15 protein-coding genes are annotated in these 18,400 nt (G+C 50.4%); 14 read left to right on the top strand and 1 reads right to left on the bottom strand.

The genetic code is table 11. The features are described from left to right. Positions 1–49 precede the first annotated feature (49 nt). From DXA36_RS04620 to DXA36_RS04595, 6 genes are all read left to right on the top strand, one after another. Positions 50–922, top strand: coding sequence for an ABC transporter permease (locus tag DXA36_RS04620; RefSeq protein WP_118677117.1), 873 nt, complete (start codon positions 50–52; stop codon positions 920–922). A 31-nt stretch (positions 923–953) separates the two neighbouring features. Next, on the top strand, positions 954–1,940 hold the full coding sequence (locus DXA36_RS04615; protein WP_118676792.1) for an ABC transporter ATP-binding protein: 987 nt from the start codon (positions 954–956) through the stop codon (positions 1,938–1,940). Positions 1,941–1,964: 24 nt separating this feature from the next. Beyond that, positions 1,965–2,945: an ABC transporter ATP-binding protein gene (locus tag DXA36_RS04610; RefSeq protein WP_118676790.1), complete on the top strand. Its 981-nt coding sequence runs from the start codon at positions 1,965–1,967 to the stop codon at positions 2,943–2,945. A 25-nt stretch (positions 2,946–2,970) separates the two neighbouring features. Next, on the top strand, positions 2,971–4,170 hold the full coding sequence (locus DXA36_RS04605) for an amidohydrolase family protein (RefSeq protein WP_118676788.1): 1,200 nt from the start codon (positions 2,971–2,973) through the stop codon (positions 4,168–4,170). Next, positions 4,139–5,065 (top strand): LysR family transcriptional regulator, encoded by a 927-nt coding sequence (locus tag DXA36_RS04600; protein ID WP_182478932.1) that lies wholly within the window; start codon positions 4,139–4,141, stop codon positions 5,063–5,065. The genes DXA36_RS04605 and DXA36_RS04600 overlap by 32 nt, the downstream gene beginning before the upstream one ends. A 307-nt stretch (positions 5,066–5,372) precedes the next feature. Next, entirely contained in the window at positions 5,373–6,359 is a 987-nt protein-coding gene (locus tag DXA36_RS04595) for an Rpn family recombination-promoting nuclease/putative transposase (protein WP_118676784.1), read from the top strand. A gap of 100 nt (positions 6,360–6,459) precedes the next feature. Here the strand turns inward: DXA36_RS04595 and DXA36_RS04590 are convergent, their stop codons facing one another. Further along, positions 6,460–7,536, bottom strand: coding sequence for a mandelate racemase/muconate lactonizing enzyme family protein (locus tag DXA36_RS04590; protein ID WP_118676783.1), 1,077 nt, complete (start codon positions 7,534–7,536; stop codon positions 6,460–6,462). A 577-nt stretch (positions 7,537–8,113) separates the two neighbouring features. Here DXA36_RS04590 and DXA36_RS04580 point away from each other — a divergent pair. The 8 genes from DXA36_RS04580 to DXA36_RS04545 all read left to right on the top strand — a co-directional run bounded on the left by DXA36_RS04580 (position 8,114) and on the right by DXA36_RS04545 (position 18,386). Beyond that, positions 8,114–9,949: a cache domain-containing sensor histidine kinase gene (locus tag DXA36_RS04580; protein WP_207666343.1), complete on the top strand. Its 1,836-nt coding sequence runs from the start codon at positions 8,114–8,116 to the stop codon at positions 9,947–9,949. 18 nt (positions 9,950–9,967) lie between these two features. Beyond that, entirely contained in the window at positions 9,968–10,297 is a 330-nt protein-coding gene (locus tag DXA36_RS04575) for a response regulator (RefSeq protein WP_182478930.1), read from the top strand. Positions 10,298–10,379: 82 nt separating this feature from the next. Beyond that, on the top strand, positions 10,380–11,507 hold the full coding sequence (locus DXA36_RS04570; RefSeq protein WP_118676775.1) for a helix-turn-helix transcriptional regulator: 1,128 nt from the start codon (positions 10,380–10,382) through the stop codon (positions 11,505–11,507). A gap of 268 nt (positions 11,508–11,775) precedes the next feature. Next, on the top strand, positions 11,776–13,110 hold the full coding sequence (locus tag DXA36_RS04565; protein ID WP_118676773.1) for an ABC transporter substrate-binding protein: 1,335 nt from the start codon (positions 11,776–11,778) through the stop codon (positions 13,108–13,110). Between the two features lie 197 nt (positions 13,111–13,307). After that, positions 13,308–14,219, top strand: coding sequence for a carbohydrate ABC transporter permease (locus DXA36_RS04560; protein WP_243114567.1), 912 nt, complete (start codon positions 13,308–13,310; stop codon positions 14,217–14,219). A gap of 3 nt (positions 14,220–14,222) precedes the next feature. Beyond that, positions 14,223–15,035 (top strand): carbohydrate ABC transporter permease, encoded by an 813-nt coding sequence (locus tag DXA36_RS04555; RefSeq protein WP_118676769.1) that lies wholly within the window; start codon positions 14,223–14,225, stop codon positions 15,033–15,035. Positions 15,036–15,308: 273 nt separating this feature from the next. Beyond that, complete coding sequence (locus DXA36_RS04550; protein ID WP_118676767.1) at positions 15,309–16,223, top strand: nucleoside hydrolase; 915 nt, start codon at positions 15,309–15,311, stop codon at positions 16,221–16,223. Positions 16,224–16,247: 24 nt separating this feature from the next. Then, a complete protein-coding gene (locus tag DXA36_RS04545; protein WP_118676765.1) occupies positions 16,248–18,386 on the top strand; it encodes an ADP-ribosylglycohydrolase family protein in 2,139 nt (712 codons plus the stop codon). The last annotated feature ends 14 nt before the right edge of the window (positions 18,387–18,400 follow it).

Genomic DNA, 18,400 nt, shown 5'->3' with positions numbered 1-18,400 from the left:
AAAATGGCTTTTGACTGCGGCGGCCGGCGCTGCCGGTGTGGAGGTAAAGATGGATAATAGGAAGAAAAAGAAAAGAAAAAGCAGCAATGCGGCGGATGCCTGGAAGCTGTTCCGAAAGAATAAGGCGGCTATGGCAGGTCTTGCGGTACTTGCGGTATTTGTGTTTTTTGCCTTGTTTGCGGATTTGCTGATCCCCTATGAAGCGGCGATCTCCCAAAACCCCGGGGACCGGCTGATGGCGCCCTGCGCCCTCCACTGGCTGGGGACGGATGAGTTCGGCAGGGATATGCTTGCGCGGATCATCCACGGAAGCAGGCGTTCCCTTTCCCTTGGGGTGGGAACTACGGCGGTTTCCCTGCTGCTGGGCGGCCTTATCGGGGCCTGCTGCGGGATATATGGTTCGAAATTTGACAGTGTGGTAATGCGTATCTGTGATGTGCTCAACTGTGTCCCGGGTCTTCTGTTTGCCCTGGCTGTAGTGGCGGCGCTTGGATCCAGCATGCGGAACCTGCTGATTGCGGTGACTATTGTAAGTCTGCCCGGCTTTATACGGATTGTCCGATCGGTTATTCTGTCCATTGTGGAGCAGGAATATATCATGGCGGCACGGGCTTGTGACAGCAGTAATTTTACCATTATTATGAGGCATATCCTGCCAAACGCCATGGGGCCAATCATCATCCAGGCCAGCATGTCGGTCGCCTCCATGATGCTGACGGCTGCCGGTCTGTCTTTTATCGGCATGGGTGTCCAGCCGCCCACACCGGAATGGGGGGTTATGCTCAGTACGGCAAGGGATTATATGAAGACAGCGCCTTATCTGCTTCTGTTTCCCGGTTTAGCTATCGCCCTGAGCGCTCTGGCCCTGAACCTGGTGGGGGACGGCCTGCGGGATGCGCTGGATCCGAAAATGAAACTGTAATTTCCGCCCAGGCGGATCGAGAGGTGTTAACATGAGTGAACAGGGAACGCTGCTTTCCATACAGAATCTGAAAACCTATTTTGTGACGGACGACGCGGTACTCAAGGCAGTTGATGATGTGTCCTTTGAAGTTAAAAGGGGAGAAACCCTGGGTGTTGTGGGGGAAAGCGGCTGCGGAAAAAGCGTAAGCTGTATGTCCGTGGTCAAGCTGGTGCAGGGCGGCAACGTGAAATATGAAAGCGGCCGGATCCTTTTCGAAGGCAGGGATACCCTGCAGATGAATGAAAAAGAACTGCGGAAAATCCGGGGAAAGGATATTTCTATCATTTTCCAGGAGCCGATGACCGCGCTGAATCCTCTGTATACGATTGGCGATCAGATGAAGGAAGCCCTGAAAAACCACCAGAAAATCAGTGACAGACAGGCCAGGGAACGGTGTGTGGAATATCTGAAAAAGGTGAAGATCCCCATGCCTGAAGAAATGATGTTCCGTTTTCCCTTCAGCCTTTCCGGGGGAATGCGCCAGAGAGTGATGATTGCTATGGCGCTTATCACTTCCCCGAAGCTGATCATTGCCGATGAACCAACGACTGCGCTGGACGTGACCATACAGGCGCAGATTCTGGATTTGATGAATGAGCTGAAGGCGGAGACGGGAAGCTCCTGTATTTTTATCACCCATGATCTGGGGGTGATCAGTGAAATGGCGGATCGCGTTGTGGTGATGTACGGCGGAAGGGTGTGTGAAGTGGCACCCACGGACGAGCTTTTTGAGCACGCCGCCCATCCTTATACCCTGGGACTGATCCATTCCAGGCCGCGTGCGGATTTTGAAGGCGACCGCCTGGAGGTGATACCGGGAAATGTGCCCTCCCTGAACGATAAACCCGAAGGCTGCCCGTTCCACCCCAGATGCCGGTATGCGGGGAAGAAATGTGAAAAGGAATTCCCGGAGGCCTCCCGGATTTCCGGAGAGCATCAGGTGTTCTGCTGGAAATACGGCGGCGGCTGCGAGTAAACTGGTTTTGCGGAAGGATGAACAATGGAAACGATGGTAGAAGTACGGAATCTGAAAAAATATTTCCCGGTAAAGGGAGGTTTTATCCAGCATACATTGGGATATGTCCAGGCGGTGGACGATGTCAGCTTTACCATACCCAAAGGAAAGGTCCTTGGGCTTGTGGGGGAAAGCGGCTGCGGAAAATCCACGGCCGGCCGGACAATACTGGGACTTACGCCCGCCACACAGGGACAGGTTCTTATCGACGGAGTGGATGTGTGTACGGCCGCCGGGGATACCCTGCATAAACTGCGCAGGAAAATGCAGATTATTTTTCAGGATCCTTATTCCTCACTGGATCCAAGAATGACAGTATATGATTTGATAGGGGAAGGGCTGCTGGCCCATAAACTGGTGTCTTCCCGGACGGAACTGGAGGAACGGGTGGAGGCTGTCATGGAAAAATGCGGTCTGTTTCCGGAGCAGGCCCTTCGGTTTCCCCATCAGTTTTCCGGCGGGCAGAGACAGCGTATCAGCATTGCCAGGGCGCTGGCGGTCAGCCCGGAATTTGTGGTCTGCGACGAGGCCGTATCTGCGCTGGACGTTTCCATACAGGCCCAGATCATTAACCTGCTGAAGGATATGCAGGAGGATATGGGGCTTACCTATCTTTTTATTTCCCATGATCTGAGCATTGTCCGTTTTATCAGTGACGATGTGGCGGTGATGTATCTGGGGCAGATTGTGGAAATGGGAAGCAAGAAGCAGATTTTTGATACCCCGGCCCACCCTTATACCCGGGCGCTGCTTTCCGCGGCCCCTGCTTTTACCAGAAAAGAAAAAGAGGAAAAAAACAGGATTCTTCTGGAGGGGGATCTTCCCACGCCTTATAATCCTCCGGCAGGCTGCAGATTTGCAGGGAGATGCCCTTATGCCAGGGAAGAATGCAGGGAACATGTCAGGGTGGTGGAGCCGGAGGATGGGCATAAGGTTATGTGCATCCGCGCGGGGGAACTGGCTTAGTACTATAGCGAAGGAGAAATAAGGGATGCTTGTAGCGGACAGATTGATAACCGGGGATGGAAAAACCGTGATTGAACAGGGAGCTGTGGTGCTGCGGGGGAAACGGATTCTGGCAGCAGGCAGGGCGGAAGAGCTTCGCCGTCTGTTTCCGGAAGAAGAAATCCGGCTTCCGGGCTGTACGCTGATGCCGGGTATGATTGATATGCATACCCATATCGGCTATTATTACGGGGAGAAAAATGCGGAAAGGCTCGCTGAGGACAGGATGCTGCGGGCTTATTTTATAGGAAAGCGGATGGAAGATACCCTGAAGGCCGGAGTGACCACTATCCGGGATATGTCCAGCGCCGACGGCATCGGCACGGTTCTGAAGGAGGCCGCTGCCGCGGGGTATCTCCGTGCTCCCCGTATTGTTACCAGCCTCCGGGGGCTGTGCATTACGGGCGGTCATGGCTGCAGCATGACAGGAGCGGTAGAGGAAGTGGACGGTGCGGAAGCCGTCCGGAGAGCGGTACGACGCAATATCCGGGATGGCGCCGACTGTATCAAGCTTCTGGACAGCGAAGCATACCGGGGAGAGGAATTTAACCAGGAAGAGCTTGATGCGGCGGTGGCGGAGGCCCACCGGTTCGGACGGAAGGTGGCGGCGCATGCAGGCTATGGGCCGTCTATGGAAATGTGTATCCAGGCCGGCTGTGACAGTATAGAGCACGGTACGCATCTGCGTGTGGAACAGGCGGAGCGGATGCGGGATAACGGACAGACATGGGTTCCCACCATCTATGTATTCCATTATGCGTACGAACTGGTGAAAAACAACCTGGCGGACGGGGATTTGAGCAGTAACGGGGCATATCTGAAGGATACGGTGGAAACCTATCGGGATATGTTTAAAAAACTCTATGATACGGGCGTTCTTGTGGCAACGGGAACGGATACGGATGCCTGCAGCCATCCCCAGGCATCTCCGGTAGCCAGGGAATGCGATCTTATGGTACAATATGGGATATCCCCTATGGAAGCAATCGCCTGTGCCACCGGAAACGGCGCAAAGGCACTGGGGCTTTCGGACAGCCTGGGGCTGATCCGGGAGGGCTGTCTGGCGGATCTGCTTGCAGTAAGGGGAAATCCGGGCGAAAACATCCGTGCGCTGGAGGATGTGCAGGCCGTCTGGCAGGAAGGGATATGCGTATATGAATCTGAATCAGCTCATTTATGCAAGTGAAATCAACCGTCTGGGATCGTTCAGCAGAGCGGCCCAGACCCTTTATATTTCCCAGTCCGCATTGAGTAAATCGATCCATGCCCTGGAACTGGAGCTGGAGCAGCAGATTTTCATCCGCACTACGGAAGGGATTGCAACCACGGACTTCGGAAGATCTTTTCTGGCAGAAGCGGAAAAAACCCTGCAGCATGTGGAACGGATAAAGAGCATGGCCGTCCAGGCTGAGGAGAAAAAAGGCCAGCCCCTGAAATTCAGCGCTTCCTGCGGCCAGATGCTTTTTGCCAGCGAAATCTTTGCCAGGCTTCTTGCCCAGCATCTGAACGCGGATACCGATTTCCAGTTCTACCAGAAAACCTATTCGGAGGTTTTTACCGATGTGAAAGAGGGAAGATGCGATCTGGGAATTCTGATGACGCTGAATCTGTATACAGAGGAAGCCTGTTCCGTTTTCTCCCAGAATGATTTGGAGTATCATGCCCTGGGGAGGCTGAACGTGGGAGTGGCCGTGGACAGGAACAACCCTGTGAATGAGCTGGGGGTTACCCGGCTTCGGAAGGGGCTTTTGTCCGATCAGCTGTTGATTATGACAAAGGAGACGATTTATCCGTTTATCCGGGAGGAAAAAGAAATCCGTACGGCGTTCGGGAATCCCCGGGTGGTCTATGTGGCGGATAATGATACGGCGGTGAGTCTGTGCGGGCAGATTCCTGCCTATTTCTGCGTGGCCCAGAGCGCAAAGATATACAGTAAGCTGAACCTGCCCATCTCCATGGTGATTTATCCGTATCAGAACGTGAATCTGAAGTATGAATTCGGGTGGATTAAAAAGAATCAGACGGAGCTAACCCGGGTGGAGAGGGCGTTTATCAGCGAGATTATGAAGCTGTTTCATTGAGAAGGCGGTCCCTGCGCTGACGGATGCGGTATCAATTGGGTTCCGTCTGAACGGTTACCCAGAAACGAAGTTTATGGAAAGTTAATATGTTAAGGGTTTTGTTTTTAAGGCAAATGTGATATAAATAAATTATCTGAATCAGATTTTCTCTTTTTTCGGCGTTGTCAGCCAAGTATTCCACTTAAGACTGTTTTATTTTTTTATATCCGAAGGAATTGCTTTTTTTCAGGAATATCTCTATAATAATCCATATAAAGCACATATCTTTTGGATTTATCATTAAATCATGAGGAGGAGATGTGTTTATATGGCAAGGGATAAAGATCTTGCAGTTATGAAATTTCTGGAGAAACCGGAACATTTCAGCGATTTGTTTAATGGTTCCCTTTTTCAGGGAAAGCAGGTGCTGAGGGCGGATAGGTTAGAAAATCTGTCAGGGAAATCTGTGCTTTCTTTTTTGGATAAAGAGGGGGACAAAGTAACGGTGAGGAGGTATCGGGATGCTGTTTGTAAAGCGTCGGGGCGTACTGCTTATGCCGTCTTTGCGGTAGAGGGACAGGGGGAAACCCATTATGCCATGCCGGTGAGGGAGATGCTCTACGATGCCATGAATTATGCGGGACAGGTGAAAATACTGGCGGATAAACACCGGAAGGCAAAGGATTACCGGGACAGTGCGGAATTTTTGTCAGGTTTGCTGCGGGAGGACAGGCTAGCGCCTGTGGTCACGATTTGTTTTTATTATGGAACGGACAGATGGGAGGGACCGCTGGAGCTTTATGATATGCTGGATATCCCGGAAGAGTATGAGGATATGAAGCCTTTTATAGTAAATTACAAATTGAATCTGGTGCAGGCATCCAATGTGGATCCCGAGAACTTTAAGACGGATTTAAAGCATGTTTTTTCTCTATTGGGTATGGCTTCCGATGGAGATGGGATGAAGAGGTATATTCAGGAGAGGCCGGAAGTGTTCCGGCATATCTCTTATGATACGTTTGATTGTCTGAGGGAGCTGCTTCATACGGATGCGTGGTGGAAGGCGGACAGGAATGATGGGAAGGGAGGTGTAGATATGTGTAAGGCATTGGAAGAGATAGCAGAGATGGCAAAAAAGGAAGGAAAAAACGAGGGAGTGCGGATTGGGATTAAGGCTTTCGTAGAAATCTGTGAGGACCTGGGAATTTCCTTTGAACAGACGGTGAAAATGGTTTTGGAGAAATTTGAGGTGATGCCGGAAGACGCAAGGGGATATGTGGAGCAATACCGGAAAACAAATGTCCCTCGGGAATAAGAGAAAGGAAGGGGAAATAGAAGAAAGGGGAATACAAAAGCCGCCATCGGATTGTGGAAGGATGGCGGCTTTTGTGTGCATGGAATTATGAAACGGCGGATCAGAAGGAAATATCCAGTCCGAAGCCGGGGGCGTCAAGGAGGGTGAAGATGTCATTCTCCCGGGTGAAGCCGCCGGTCATACCGGTCTGTTCGTCGGCATAGAAGAGGAAGCTGTCACAGTCGGCTTCGGTAATATTTTTCTTGGCCGCTACGAGGCTCACGCCTGCGGTGGTGGCGAGTTTGGTCTCCATCATGCAGCCTACCATGCAGGTAACGCCGAAGGCTTCGGCAATGGCATTAATCTGGGAGGCACGAAAAAGGCCGCCGCATTTCATGAGTTTGATATTCAGAATGTCGGCGCAGCCGTTTTTGCAGGCGCGGGCGGCATCCAGGTGGTTGTGGATGGATTCGTCCAGCATGATGCGGATTCCGCTCACTTTGCTGCGGACATAGGTGGAGCCTTCAAAATCCCAGTAGGGGAGGCATTGTTCCACCGCCTCGATTCCGGCTTTTTTGAATTCCTGGAGGGCATAAACGGCATCGCTGGCAGTATAGCCCTGGTTGGCGTCTACACGGAGACGGATATGGGGGCCGACCGCTTCACGGATGAGATGCATGGCACGGATATCTTCCTCCGGATGGATGCCTGCTTTGATTTTGAGAATATGGAAGCCGTCCCTGAGGACGTGCTGCCTGGCTTCTTCGGCCATGAGCTCAGGGGTGTTGATGCCTATGGTGATGTCATTTTGGACACGGTTGGAATAGCCGCCAAGGAGTTTGTAAACGGGCTGTCCCATGAATTTTCCCATGAGATCGTACATGGCCAGATCTACGGCGCATTTGGCGGAACTGTTTCCATAGATACAACTATCCATCCGCTCATGGATTTTTTCGATATCCATAGGATTCATACCGATGAGGCCGGGGCGCAGGAGGTTGATGACGCTGATCACACTGTCAATGGTTTCGCCGGTTACAAAAGGCATAGGAGCGGCTTCTCCATAGCCATCGATTCCTTCGTCGGTGCGGATCTTCAGAAGCAGGTTTTCCGAATAGTTGATTTCAGCAAAAGCTACCCGGAAGGGGGCGGTGAGTTCTATACGGACCTTTTCGGCTTTGATATCGGTAATTTTCATGTCGGTTTTTCTCCTGTTTTATATATCTCAAACTTCGCAGGTGCCAAATAGCCCTCCGTCCGCTGCCAGAGCGGCACCCCCAGGGACTGAAAAGGATTTTCGCCAGTCCATCAGACCGAGCATTTCGACGAGCCCGAAGACGTCAAGTGTGTCAGATAAGGCTGACACACTTGACCGGTCTCATCTCCATGGTAAATTACTAAAGTAATTCGAAAGGCACTGGGGAAAATTCCTTTTCAGTCCCTGGAGGTGCCGTTCTGGCAGCGGGCGGAGGGCTATTTGGCACCTGCGAAGTTTGAGTATGTAATATGAAGCTGGCCGGAGGAAGCCGGAACAAGGCTCTGCCGGTCTTTTTTCAGTATACTATAGCGGCGGGGAAGGGATGGAATGAAATTTTTTCATGCGGGTTATTCGCTTGTCTTGTTGTACGGGGATTTTGTGTAAGCATGACTAGTTACAGCCCCCTTGTCTATGGATATCTCTTCCGGCAGACAAAGAGCAGCTGCAAACAGCAACGCTTATGCCTTTCGCAGTAGAAACAGGGGACAGAAAAGTAGAATTGATGAAGAAGGAACAGATGTTGTATAATAAGATGCAAATGGGAAAAGGTACGGGTAAAAGGATGAAATTCGGAAAATTAAAAGATCTGTCCATAAAAAAGAAAATTTTGCTGGGTTATTTGTTAATCATATGTATTACCGTTATCTTTATGCTTTTGCTGCTGGGGACGCTTTGGGAGCACCTTACCAAAGAGAGCATCAGCAAATCCATTTACAGCAGTAATTACCAGATTAAAAAGAGCATCGATAATTATTTTGACAGTATGGTTAAATTATCGGAGTTCCCTTATCTGGATTCGGAGATTATGGATATCCTGCGCAAGGATTATAAGGGGATCGAAAATGAAAAGCGGGTGGTGGCCCAGATCAATGATGTGAATGCCATCGGGCCAAAGCTGTATAAGCATGTTTATTATATGCATAACCAGATTGACGCTGTATTTCTCTTCCCGGCCAATATGGATTATTATGCGTATCGTTCCCGGAATTCCGTGGCGGGAAGCTACCGTATTGAAACGGAGAGCTGGTACCGGGAGGTGAAGGAGGGGAACGGAAAGCCTTTTATTATCGGGGTGCATGAAGAAAAAGCGGTATCCCAGCAATGGGACGTGCTGTCCATTGCCAGAGGGATTCTGGATCCGGATACAGGGGAGTATCTGGGGATGATTGTGATTGACTGTTCGGTGGAAAATTTTGCTCGGTTATGGGATTCGTCGGAGTACAGTGAGAGCATCATAGCGGTAACGGATAAGAATGGAAAGCTGATTTTGCCGGGGGGAGAGGAGAAAAAGCAGGAAATAGAGGAATATCTGAAGGAGAACACCCTGGAGGCGGAGGAGGAAGGAAAGCTCAGTCAGGCCCATTTCGGCAACCAGACCTATTATCTTGCCGTTCTTCCCCTGGCATATATGGATGGGAAGATTTATCAGTTCGTGCCTATCGGAGATGCGGTGAAAAACATCGCCTATACCTTTACACTGGCAGTTGCTGTCATGCTGGGGCTTGGAATTCTGCTCTTTTTTGTGAGTATCAAAATTTCCAATACGATAACACAGCCGGTGCTGCGGCTGATCGGCACCATGGAATCCGTGGAATCCGGGGATCTGTCTCTTCAGACGGAGGAATTTCATGGGGAAATGAAGATATTGTCCCGGAAATTTAACCATATGGTAAAGCGGATTAATGCCATGTTTATGGAAATGAAGGAAAAAGAAAAAGAAAAACGGGAAATGGAGATGCTGGCTCTGCAATCCCAGATTAATCCGCATTTTATGTATAATACGCTGAATTCCATCCGATGGCTTTCGGAACTGCAGGGAGCCGATAAGGTGACTCAGATGCTGGATGCCCTGGTCAGGGTTTTGAATTATGTGGCGGAGGATACCAGTGAATTTGTTCCTGTGGACAGGGAAGTTGACTTTATACAGAATTATATCCGGATCTTAAATTTCAGATATTTCGAACGGTTTTCCTTTATTTTCGATGTGCAGAAGGAAGCGGCGCAATATGAAGTCCTGCGTTTTATCCTCCAGCCGCTGGTGGAAAATGCGGTTCTCCATGGTTTTGACAACAATGATATCTGTGCCACAATAAAAATTGATATTCATCTGGAGGAGGCACATCTGTTCCTTTGCGTAACGGATGACGGAAAAGGGCTGTCCGGGGAAAAAATCAAGGAAATCCTGACCAGCGAAAGGAAGTCGGAGAAAAGGCTGAATAAAATAGGGATCTATAATGTAAACCAGCGTATCAAGCTCACTTACGGACAGGAATATGCCATACGCATCGACAGTAAGGAAGGGTGTTATACAAAGGTTACCGTACGGATACCCGCCAGAAAAGGGCAGGAATAAGAGCTGATGGGAGCGGAAATGAACAGGAAGATTAAGGTATTGGTGGTGGACGACGAGGTTTTGGTACGTATCGGTATTATACATGCCGTCCGCTGGGAAGAAAATGGTTTTGAAATTGCGGGGGAGGCCTCAGACGGGGAAAGCTGTCTGCAGATGGCGGAAAAATGCAGGCCGGATTTGATCGTTCTGGATATCAATATGCCGGGTATGAACGGAATCCAGGTGCTGCACCGGCTGAAAGAAACCGGGTACCCGGGAAAGGTTATCATGCTGACCTGCTATGATGAATTCGAATACGTGAGGGAGGCCCTTCGCGGCGGACTATGTACTGAAATCCAATCTGAATGAAAGCGGCCTGCTGGCGGCGATTCTCCGTCTGGATTACGGGGAGGGAAAACAGACGGGCCGGGAAGAGGCATGCAGCCAGAAAATGATGGCGGAAAAATATCTGCGACAGAAAATCGACGGGTTTTCTGTGGGCGGAGAAGGGGAGTTGACATTCAACACCTCCTGTTTTTGTGTGATAGCCGGCAGAATCAGGGATATGGATAAGGTGGGGAGCCGGTATGAACAGAAAGGGATTGATTTGTTTTACCGTTCTCTGAACTCCATTTTGGAGCAGGCTCTGCAGCATTACCGGGAATACGATGTCATTCAGTATACAAGGGATACGGTGGGGATTTTTATCAGCTTTTCAGATACCGGCAGCGCACAGGAAATCCATCTGCGTATCCGCAGGCTTGTTCCCCATATCCATTCCATTGTCCAGAATTATCTGGATCTGGATATGCTTTTCGGGGTGAGCAGCTTTCTGTACGGAGAGAAGGAAATAAAAAAAGCCTGGGAACAGGCCTGCCGGATGCTGGACAGGAGCTTCTTTGAGAAACGGGAGGTTTTTTATTTTGATGATCTGCTCGCATATTACCAGAATACGGATGCTGTCTGTAAAGAAATGACGGCTCTGGAGGTACGGCTGAAGGAATCTATTGTGGATGGACGGACGGAAGGGATCCGGGAAGAAATCCAGGCCTATTTCGAAACGCTGAGAAGGGGAAAGATTGCGGAGCCGGGGCATGTAGCTGTTTTTTGCCAGGATATGGTAAAGCTTATCCAGGCACAGGGCAGGAACTGGGAAGATGTGCGGATACTGCAGGAAATCGGGGAGCAGGAGACACTGGAGGAGATGGAAAGCCTGATTTACACATATCTGGATCGGGTAATACCGGAGTCCGGGGATCAGAATGCCAACTGGCTGGTACGCAGAGCCTGTGATTATATCCGGGAAAATTTCAGGCAGGATATTACCCTTAACAATATTGCGGGATATCTGGAACTGAGCGAAAGTTATACAAGCCGTATTTTTAATAAACATATGGGTATGAATATCCCGGCTTACATCAACCAGCTCAGGATTGAAGAGGCCAGGGAGCTGCTGAAGTCCACAAATAAAAAAATATACGAGATAGCCCTTGAGGTAGGGTATTCATCCACCACCGCTTTTCATGTGGCATTTAAGAAGCAGGAAGGTATTACGCCCATAGAGTTCAGAAACCAATAGGACAAAAATACGAATAAAATGACAAAAATCATAAGGAAAAGAAATTGTTGCAGGCAGGAGTACGGAAAATGGCCGGAAAACGATTTCTTTTTTTATCCCGCAGGACAAAATGTTTTTCCATTTGATAAGAATGGAAATAGGAATACGGGCCGGGAACCGATATAATGAAGAACATAAGGAACCGGTGCCTTACATGAGATTAACTGATTCAATGAGGGAGAAAACACGGAATGGAATGTGCACAAAAGCGCACAGAGGGGAGTAAAGCATGAAAAGAAAAGTTATGGCAAAAGCAGCGGGAAGCTTGCTGTGTGCGGCTTTGCTGCTGGGAGCGGCAGGCTGCGGGTCCGCAGGACAGTCTGCACAGAACGCATCCGAAGGAACGTCTGCGGTAAATGAAACGGAAAGTACGGCCCAGTCCGCACAGGCGGCTGTGGTGGAGGCCGACAATGATACGGGAGAGGCTGTTACCCTGACCATTGGTGTCTGGTCTGATGATGAATCCAAACGTCTGGAAAAGGCATTTGAAGGGATTGAAGGGGATCTGGGAATTGCGATTGAATTCCTGAAATATCCCAGCGATTCCGATTTCTGGGATAACATCCCGGCCCAGATTGCGGCAGGCACGGCACCGGATATTATTTCCTGTACCAATGAGCATTATCTCCAGTATATCGACCAGGGGCTGTTCGAGCCTTTGGATGAATATGTGGAATCCGGGGTTATCAGCCTGGAAGGGACCTGGGCCAAAGCGATGGATGCCTGGAAAATAAATGATGTGGTTTATGGCATTCCCTATGCCCTCAATCCCGGCGTTTTCATTGTCAACGACAGCATGTGGAAGGAATTCGGCCTGGGAGACAGCTATCCGGCGACCTGGGACGAGGTTCTGGATATCTGTAAAAAGGTGAAGGAAGAGCATGATATGCCGGCTCTGTGCCTGAATGTACAGGAATACCATCTTACCAATATCGCCCTTTCCTTTGGCGGCGGCTGGGATTTCGGCAAAAATATCGGAGCGAAAGAAAATGCGGAAGCTTTGCAGTTTTTGATTGATGCATACCGGGAAGGCTATATTGTCACTCCTACGGAATTAGGACTTGGCTGGGACGGAGCGGTCATGATCCAGCAGTCTGCCCTGTTCTCCACAGGCGGCGCCTGGTATCAGGCAAGCTTTGCCGCAGAAGCGCCGGATATTGCACTGAAGTATCTGCCTGTGCCCAAGGGCGGAAACGGAAACGGCGGCGGCACCTGCCATTCTGCAGCGCTGGTGGCCTTAAAGAATTCCAGGCATCCCGAAGCGGTGGCACAGGCTATAAGCTATGCCGCAGGCGGCGACAAGCTGTATGAAGCGGTAGTGGATGTTACGGAGGTTATACCGGCCAAAGAAGAATATTTCGATCTCTATAAGGAAAAAGTACCGGCTTTGGCCGATTTGGTAAGCTATCTGGATGCTTCCACTCCTTTCAGCTATCCTACCCAGAGCAAGAAATTTGCGGACAGTCTGATCAATCTGATGCAGGAAACGATGTTTGATGAAAGTTCAACAATGACAGGGCAGCAAATCGTGGAACAGCTGGAAGCGGATTATGGCACGGATTAAAGATTGCGTATAACGTAACCGTTCAGTTATGTCTGAATAGTTACCATACGGGGGAAACGGAATGTATCGGCAGGGAGCGGGGCTGGAGAACATCGGGCAACAGGATAAGGGTGTGTCCTGGCCCCGATCCCTGCGTGCATTTGCTGCATTTTTAACAAAGGAATATAAGTCCGCGTAAAACGGACATGAGGTATAAAATGGAGAAAAAGAAAAACAGAAAATATCGGGAAAAATATAAAAAACCAGAAGTTTTTACGGCCGTATGCTTTCTGTTACCGGCCGTTTTTATGTGGATCTACTGGTTCTTTATTCCGGCTGTAAAATCTATGAGGCTCAGCTTCTTTGATTACAGCTTTATCACGCCGGAACGGACACAGTTTGTAGGGCTTGCGAATTTTTTCCGCCTCTTCCGGGACAGGGCTTTTTTAAAGGCGCTCCAGCATACTTTCCTCATGGTTGCGGTGGTGGTGGTGCTGCTTGCGGTCATTGCTTTTCTGATTGCGGTGTTGCTGGACGGCAAAATAAAGGGGAAAACTTTTTTTCGTACGACTTATTATATGCCCTATGTTATTTCGTCGGTTGCCGTCAGTATTTTCTTTATGTATTTTTTTATCAAAGACGGCATAGGGACAAAACTTTTTACCCTGTTTGGCTTTGACAATACCACCTGGTTTACCAGCACGAAATATGCGCTGCTTCTGGTAATTATTATTTATGTATGGCAGCAGATCGGCTTTTATATGATTCTTTATATCAGCGGCCTGCAGAATATTTCAGCGGAGCTTTATGAGGCCGGAAGAATTGACGGGACTAATAAGATCCAGGCTGTCTGGTATATCACCCTGCCTCTGGTAAAACCCACGACTTATCTGGTTATTACCCTGGGAATGATCAATGCGTTCCAGATATTTGATCAGATTGCGGCAATTTCCAAGCAAAGCCCGTTAGGGTCACCGGCCGGTTCCACAAGTACGGTGGTCACCTTCCTGTATCAGCAGTCCTTCAGCTACATGGATATGGGCTACGGCAGTGCGGCGGCCATGGTGCTGTTGGCGATTATTTTTCTGCTGTCACTGGTACGGATGTTTATCAGTAAGGAGGGGGAATAGAATATGAGAAAGAAAATACGGAGCATTATCCTTTATACGGTTTTAATCGGTCTTTCCCTGATTTTTTTACTGCCTGTCCTGTATGTATTTTATAATTCGCTGCTGCCTTACCGTTATGTGCAGACCTGGGCGCCTGTCAGCGTATGGACGCTGGATAATTACCGGGAGCTGTTCACGAAGTATCCGATTCTGCAGTGGTACTGGAATACGCTCGCATCTACGGCTATTGTGGTGGCGGGTAACCTGCTTTTCCCCACCATGGCCGGGTATGCCCTTGCCAAATTGCGGTTTCCGGGGAAAAAGATTATTTTCGGGGCACTGCTGATCTCCATGATGGTGCCTTTCCAGCTGATTATGATACAGATGTATATCCAGCTCGCAAAGCTGAATATGCATAATACGATCTGGGCTATTACGCTGCCCTTTATGTCCCAGACCATGTTTTTATTTATGTCCAGACAGTTTTTCTTCGCCGTGCCGGGAGAACTGCTGGAGGCCGCCAGAATAGACGGCCTGGGCCATGCGGGGGTTTTTGCAAGAATTGTGTGCCCTATTTCCAAACCGCTCTTTGCTTCCATCGCCATTTTGAATTTTACGGGAACCTGGAATTCCTATATGGTTCCGGCCACTTTTATCAATAAGGTGGATAAATTCACCCTGGTGGTCGGGCTGCAGACCGTGAATATGACCTATTTCCAGAAAACGAACCTGACTCTGGCCGGCGTGGTGCTGCTGTCGTTCCCAGTCATCCTTTTCTTTATCTGTACCCAGAAGGAATTTGTCAAGGGAGCTATGAGCTCAGGGATTAAAGCATAGTTACAATTCACGGCCTCATTGTACCGGCGCTTCCCTCTCCGGCCCTGTGCCCGCGGTACCGCCATCCCGCAAGGTTCCTTACAGGGGCCGCTTTCGCTCGGATAATCACGCAGCGGTACTAAGGCTGCAAAGGACGCAGCCTAAGGACCGGCGTGCTTATAACGCCCCTTACCGGAATCCTTGCGGGATGGCGGCACCGCGGGGCACAGGGCCGGAGAGGGAAGCGCCGGCACAATGAGGCCGTGAATTGCAACAAGAATAGGAGGAGGACAAATGACCCCGGTAATCAATGACAGTACGCGTTTGAAAATGCTGGAATGGAAGGAGGGAATCCTGGATGTGGTGCTGGATACGGATGCGGCCACGGAGGTGGACGACCCCTTTGCCATCAGTTATCTGCTTTTGTCCCCGGAACGGTTCCGGGTACAGGCTATGTATGCGGCGCCGTTTTCCATGAATGACAGGGCACAGGATCCGGAAACCGGGATGGAAATGAGTTACCGGGAAATCCGGAATATCAGTAAGCTGTGCCATAAGGAAGGCGTGTGTGATATCAAAAAGGGCTCCGCCTCCTATCTTACGGATAAACGGCTGCCGGTGCCGTCGGCTGCCGCCGCGGACCTGGCGGAGCGGGCCATGCGGTATTCCCCGGAAAATCCCCTGTATGTCGTCGGGATCGGTGCTGGGACCAATCTTGCGTCCGCATTGCTTAGAAAACCGGAAATCGCCGCACGCATTGTGGTGGTTTGGCTGGCAGGGAATGATTTTGACCTGTCCCCCGATGTGTACAATATATACCAGGATGTGTTGGCCGCCCAGGTGATTTTCGACTCCGGGGTTCCGCTTTTACATGTTCCCTGTAACTTTGTAACCTCTCATATGATCACCGGCGTGCCGGAGCTGGAAAGCTGCATCGGCGGTAAAAATGAATTGTGCGACTATCTGATTTCTATAGTAAAAGCTTACGGGCAGGATACCTTCGCCTGGGGCAAGACCATCTGGGATCTGGGGGCGGTGGGATGCCTTATGAACCGGACATGGAGCAAATGGGAGATAACAAGCGCACCAATCGTTACGGATCAGCTGACCTGGAGCAGAGACTACACCAGACATCTTATCGGAAATGTAAAGGAAATCAACCGGGATGCCATATTCCGGGACGCATTCCTGAAAATGGGACGTATCTGAAGGCGGAGGAGGAAACAGACAGATATGAAGGAAGAAGTCATAGAGAAAATATATGCGGGCTGGCTGGGGAAAATTATCGGAATCCGCCTGGGCGCCCCGGTGGAAAGCTGGACCTATGAGAAAATCCGTAACACATACGGCAGCATTGACGGCTATCTGGTGGACTACCGCGAGTTTGCGGCGGATGATGACAGCAACGGGCCGCTGTTTTTCCTGCGGGCGCTGGAGGAGGGCAGAAACAGGTATGAGATAAAAGCTGCGGATGTGGCGGAGGCCCTGCGCAATTATGCCCCCTTTGAACATGGTTTTTTCTGGTGGGGCGGCTATGGTACCTCTACCGAGCATACGGCATATCTGAATCTCTGTCATGGGATCCCCGCACCCAGAAGCGGCAGCATCGAACAGAACGGAGCTGCCGCGGCGGAACAGATCGGCGGACAGATTTTCATTGATACCTGGGGGCTGGCCGCCCCGGGGAATCCGGATTTGGCGGTGAAATTTGCAAAAGAGGCCGCGAGCGTCACGCATGACGGAAACGGGGTTTACGGAGGGATGTTTGTGGCGGCCTGCATCAGCTTTGCTTTTGTGGAAACCGATATCCTTACGATTATTGAAAAAGGGCTTTCCTATCTGCCTCCCCGATGCGAGTATGTCAGAGCGGTGAGGGCAGTGACAGACTTCTGGGAAAAAGAAAAAAAAGACTGGCGGGCCTGTTTTGCATATATCCATGCCAATTTCGGATATGATAAATATCCCGGCGTCTGCCATATTATACCGAATAGTGCCGTGATGATACTGGCTCTGCTGTACGGAAACGGGGATTTTTCCCGGACGCTGCAGATTTGCACCATGTGCGGCTGGGATACAGACTGCAATGTGGGGAATGTGGGGACAATCATGGGCGTCCGGGGCGGTCTTGCGGCCATTGACGGTAAGTGGAGGGAACCGGTTCATGATTTTCTCGCCTGTTCCAGTGTGATTGGTTCGCTCAATAGCATGGATATTCCTTACTGGGCATCCTATATTGCGGGCCTGGCCTGCAAAGTAGCAGGAGAGGAGCCGCCGGAACCCTGGAGGGATATTTTCAGGAGAAAAATGGACAGCTGCCATTTTGAATATCCCGGTTCCACCCATGCGCTGCGTATGAAGGTATTTGACCGGGATGCCGGCAGGTATGAGGAAAGGGAGGCTGTTCTGCGGAATACGGAAGAGACCGCATATACCGGAAAACGTTCCCTGAAATGTGTCAGTAAACCGGTGCACAGAGGAGATGAGGTCTTGGTATATAAGAAAACCTATTACCGCCCCGGGGATTTTCACGACAGCCGTTATGATCCTGCCTTTTCCCCGCTGGTGTATCCGGGGCAGACCCTCCATTGTGCAGTGATGGCGGGGAAGGGTGAGACAGGAACAAGGGCGCGTCTGTATGTCCATGGCGGGAACAGAGATGTCTGTTATTATGGAAACTGGATGACGCTGGAACCGGAGACATGGGAAGTGCTGTCCTGGGAAATCCCGGAGATGGAAGGGGAACTGTTGGATGAGGCAGGGGTCTGTTTTACTCCGGTGGACGAACTGGACGGCACGGATACTTTTTCCTGCTGTATTGATGATTTGTATTGGGAAGGAAATCCATCCTATTCAATTGACTTCTCCAAGGAGAGAGAAGAGGTATGGCCCGGGCTTCACCGGGAGATAAGCCAGTTTACACGGCTGAAGGGTATGCTTTCCCTGCGGGAGGGGCGTCTCCATCTGTCCTGCAGCGATTCCGGGGAGGCCTATACGGGAGGCTGGAACTGGACGGATTATGAGGTGACTGGGCTTTTGACGCCTTATACGGAAGGAACCCATTTGATACAGGACAGAGTGCAGGGCGGGATGCGATCGTATGCATTTGGGCTGCTGGCGGGTAAAAAAGCAGGGCTGCTGAAGAATCACGGAGAATATGAGGTGCTTTTTGGCAGGGATTTTCCATGGGAATTGGGGAAAGAATACCGGCTGTCCATCCGGGTGGAGGGAGGTTCTGTCCGGGTGGCTGTCGATGGAACCTTGTTCGGTGAATACCGGGAGGATGAGGGGGCTTATGAATATGGCTGCGTGGGAGTGGCGGTGAGGGACGGGGGACATTGCGGGGTTCGGAAAATAACGGTAGCTCCTGTCTGACTGTTTTAAATAAC

Origin of the sequence: Eisenbergiella sp. OF01-20, assembly GCF_003478085.1 — a bacterium.
Lineage (GTDB): Bacteria > Bacillota > Clostridia > Lachnospirales > Lachnospiraceae > Eisenbergiella.
The sequence above is the reverse complement of the archived record's forward strand: the minus strand, read 5'-3'. Positions and strand labels throughout refer to the sequence as shown.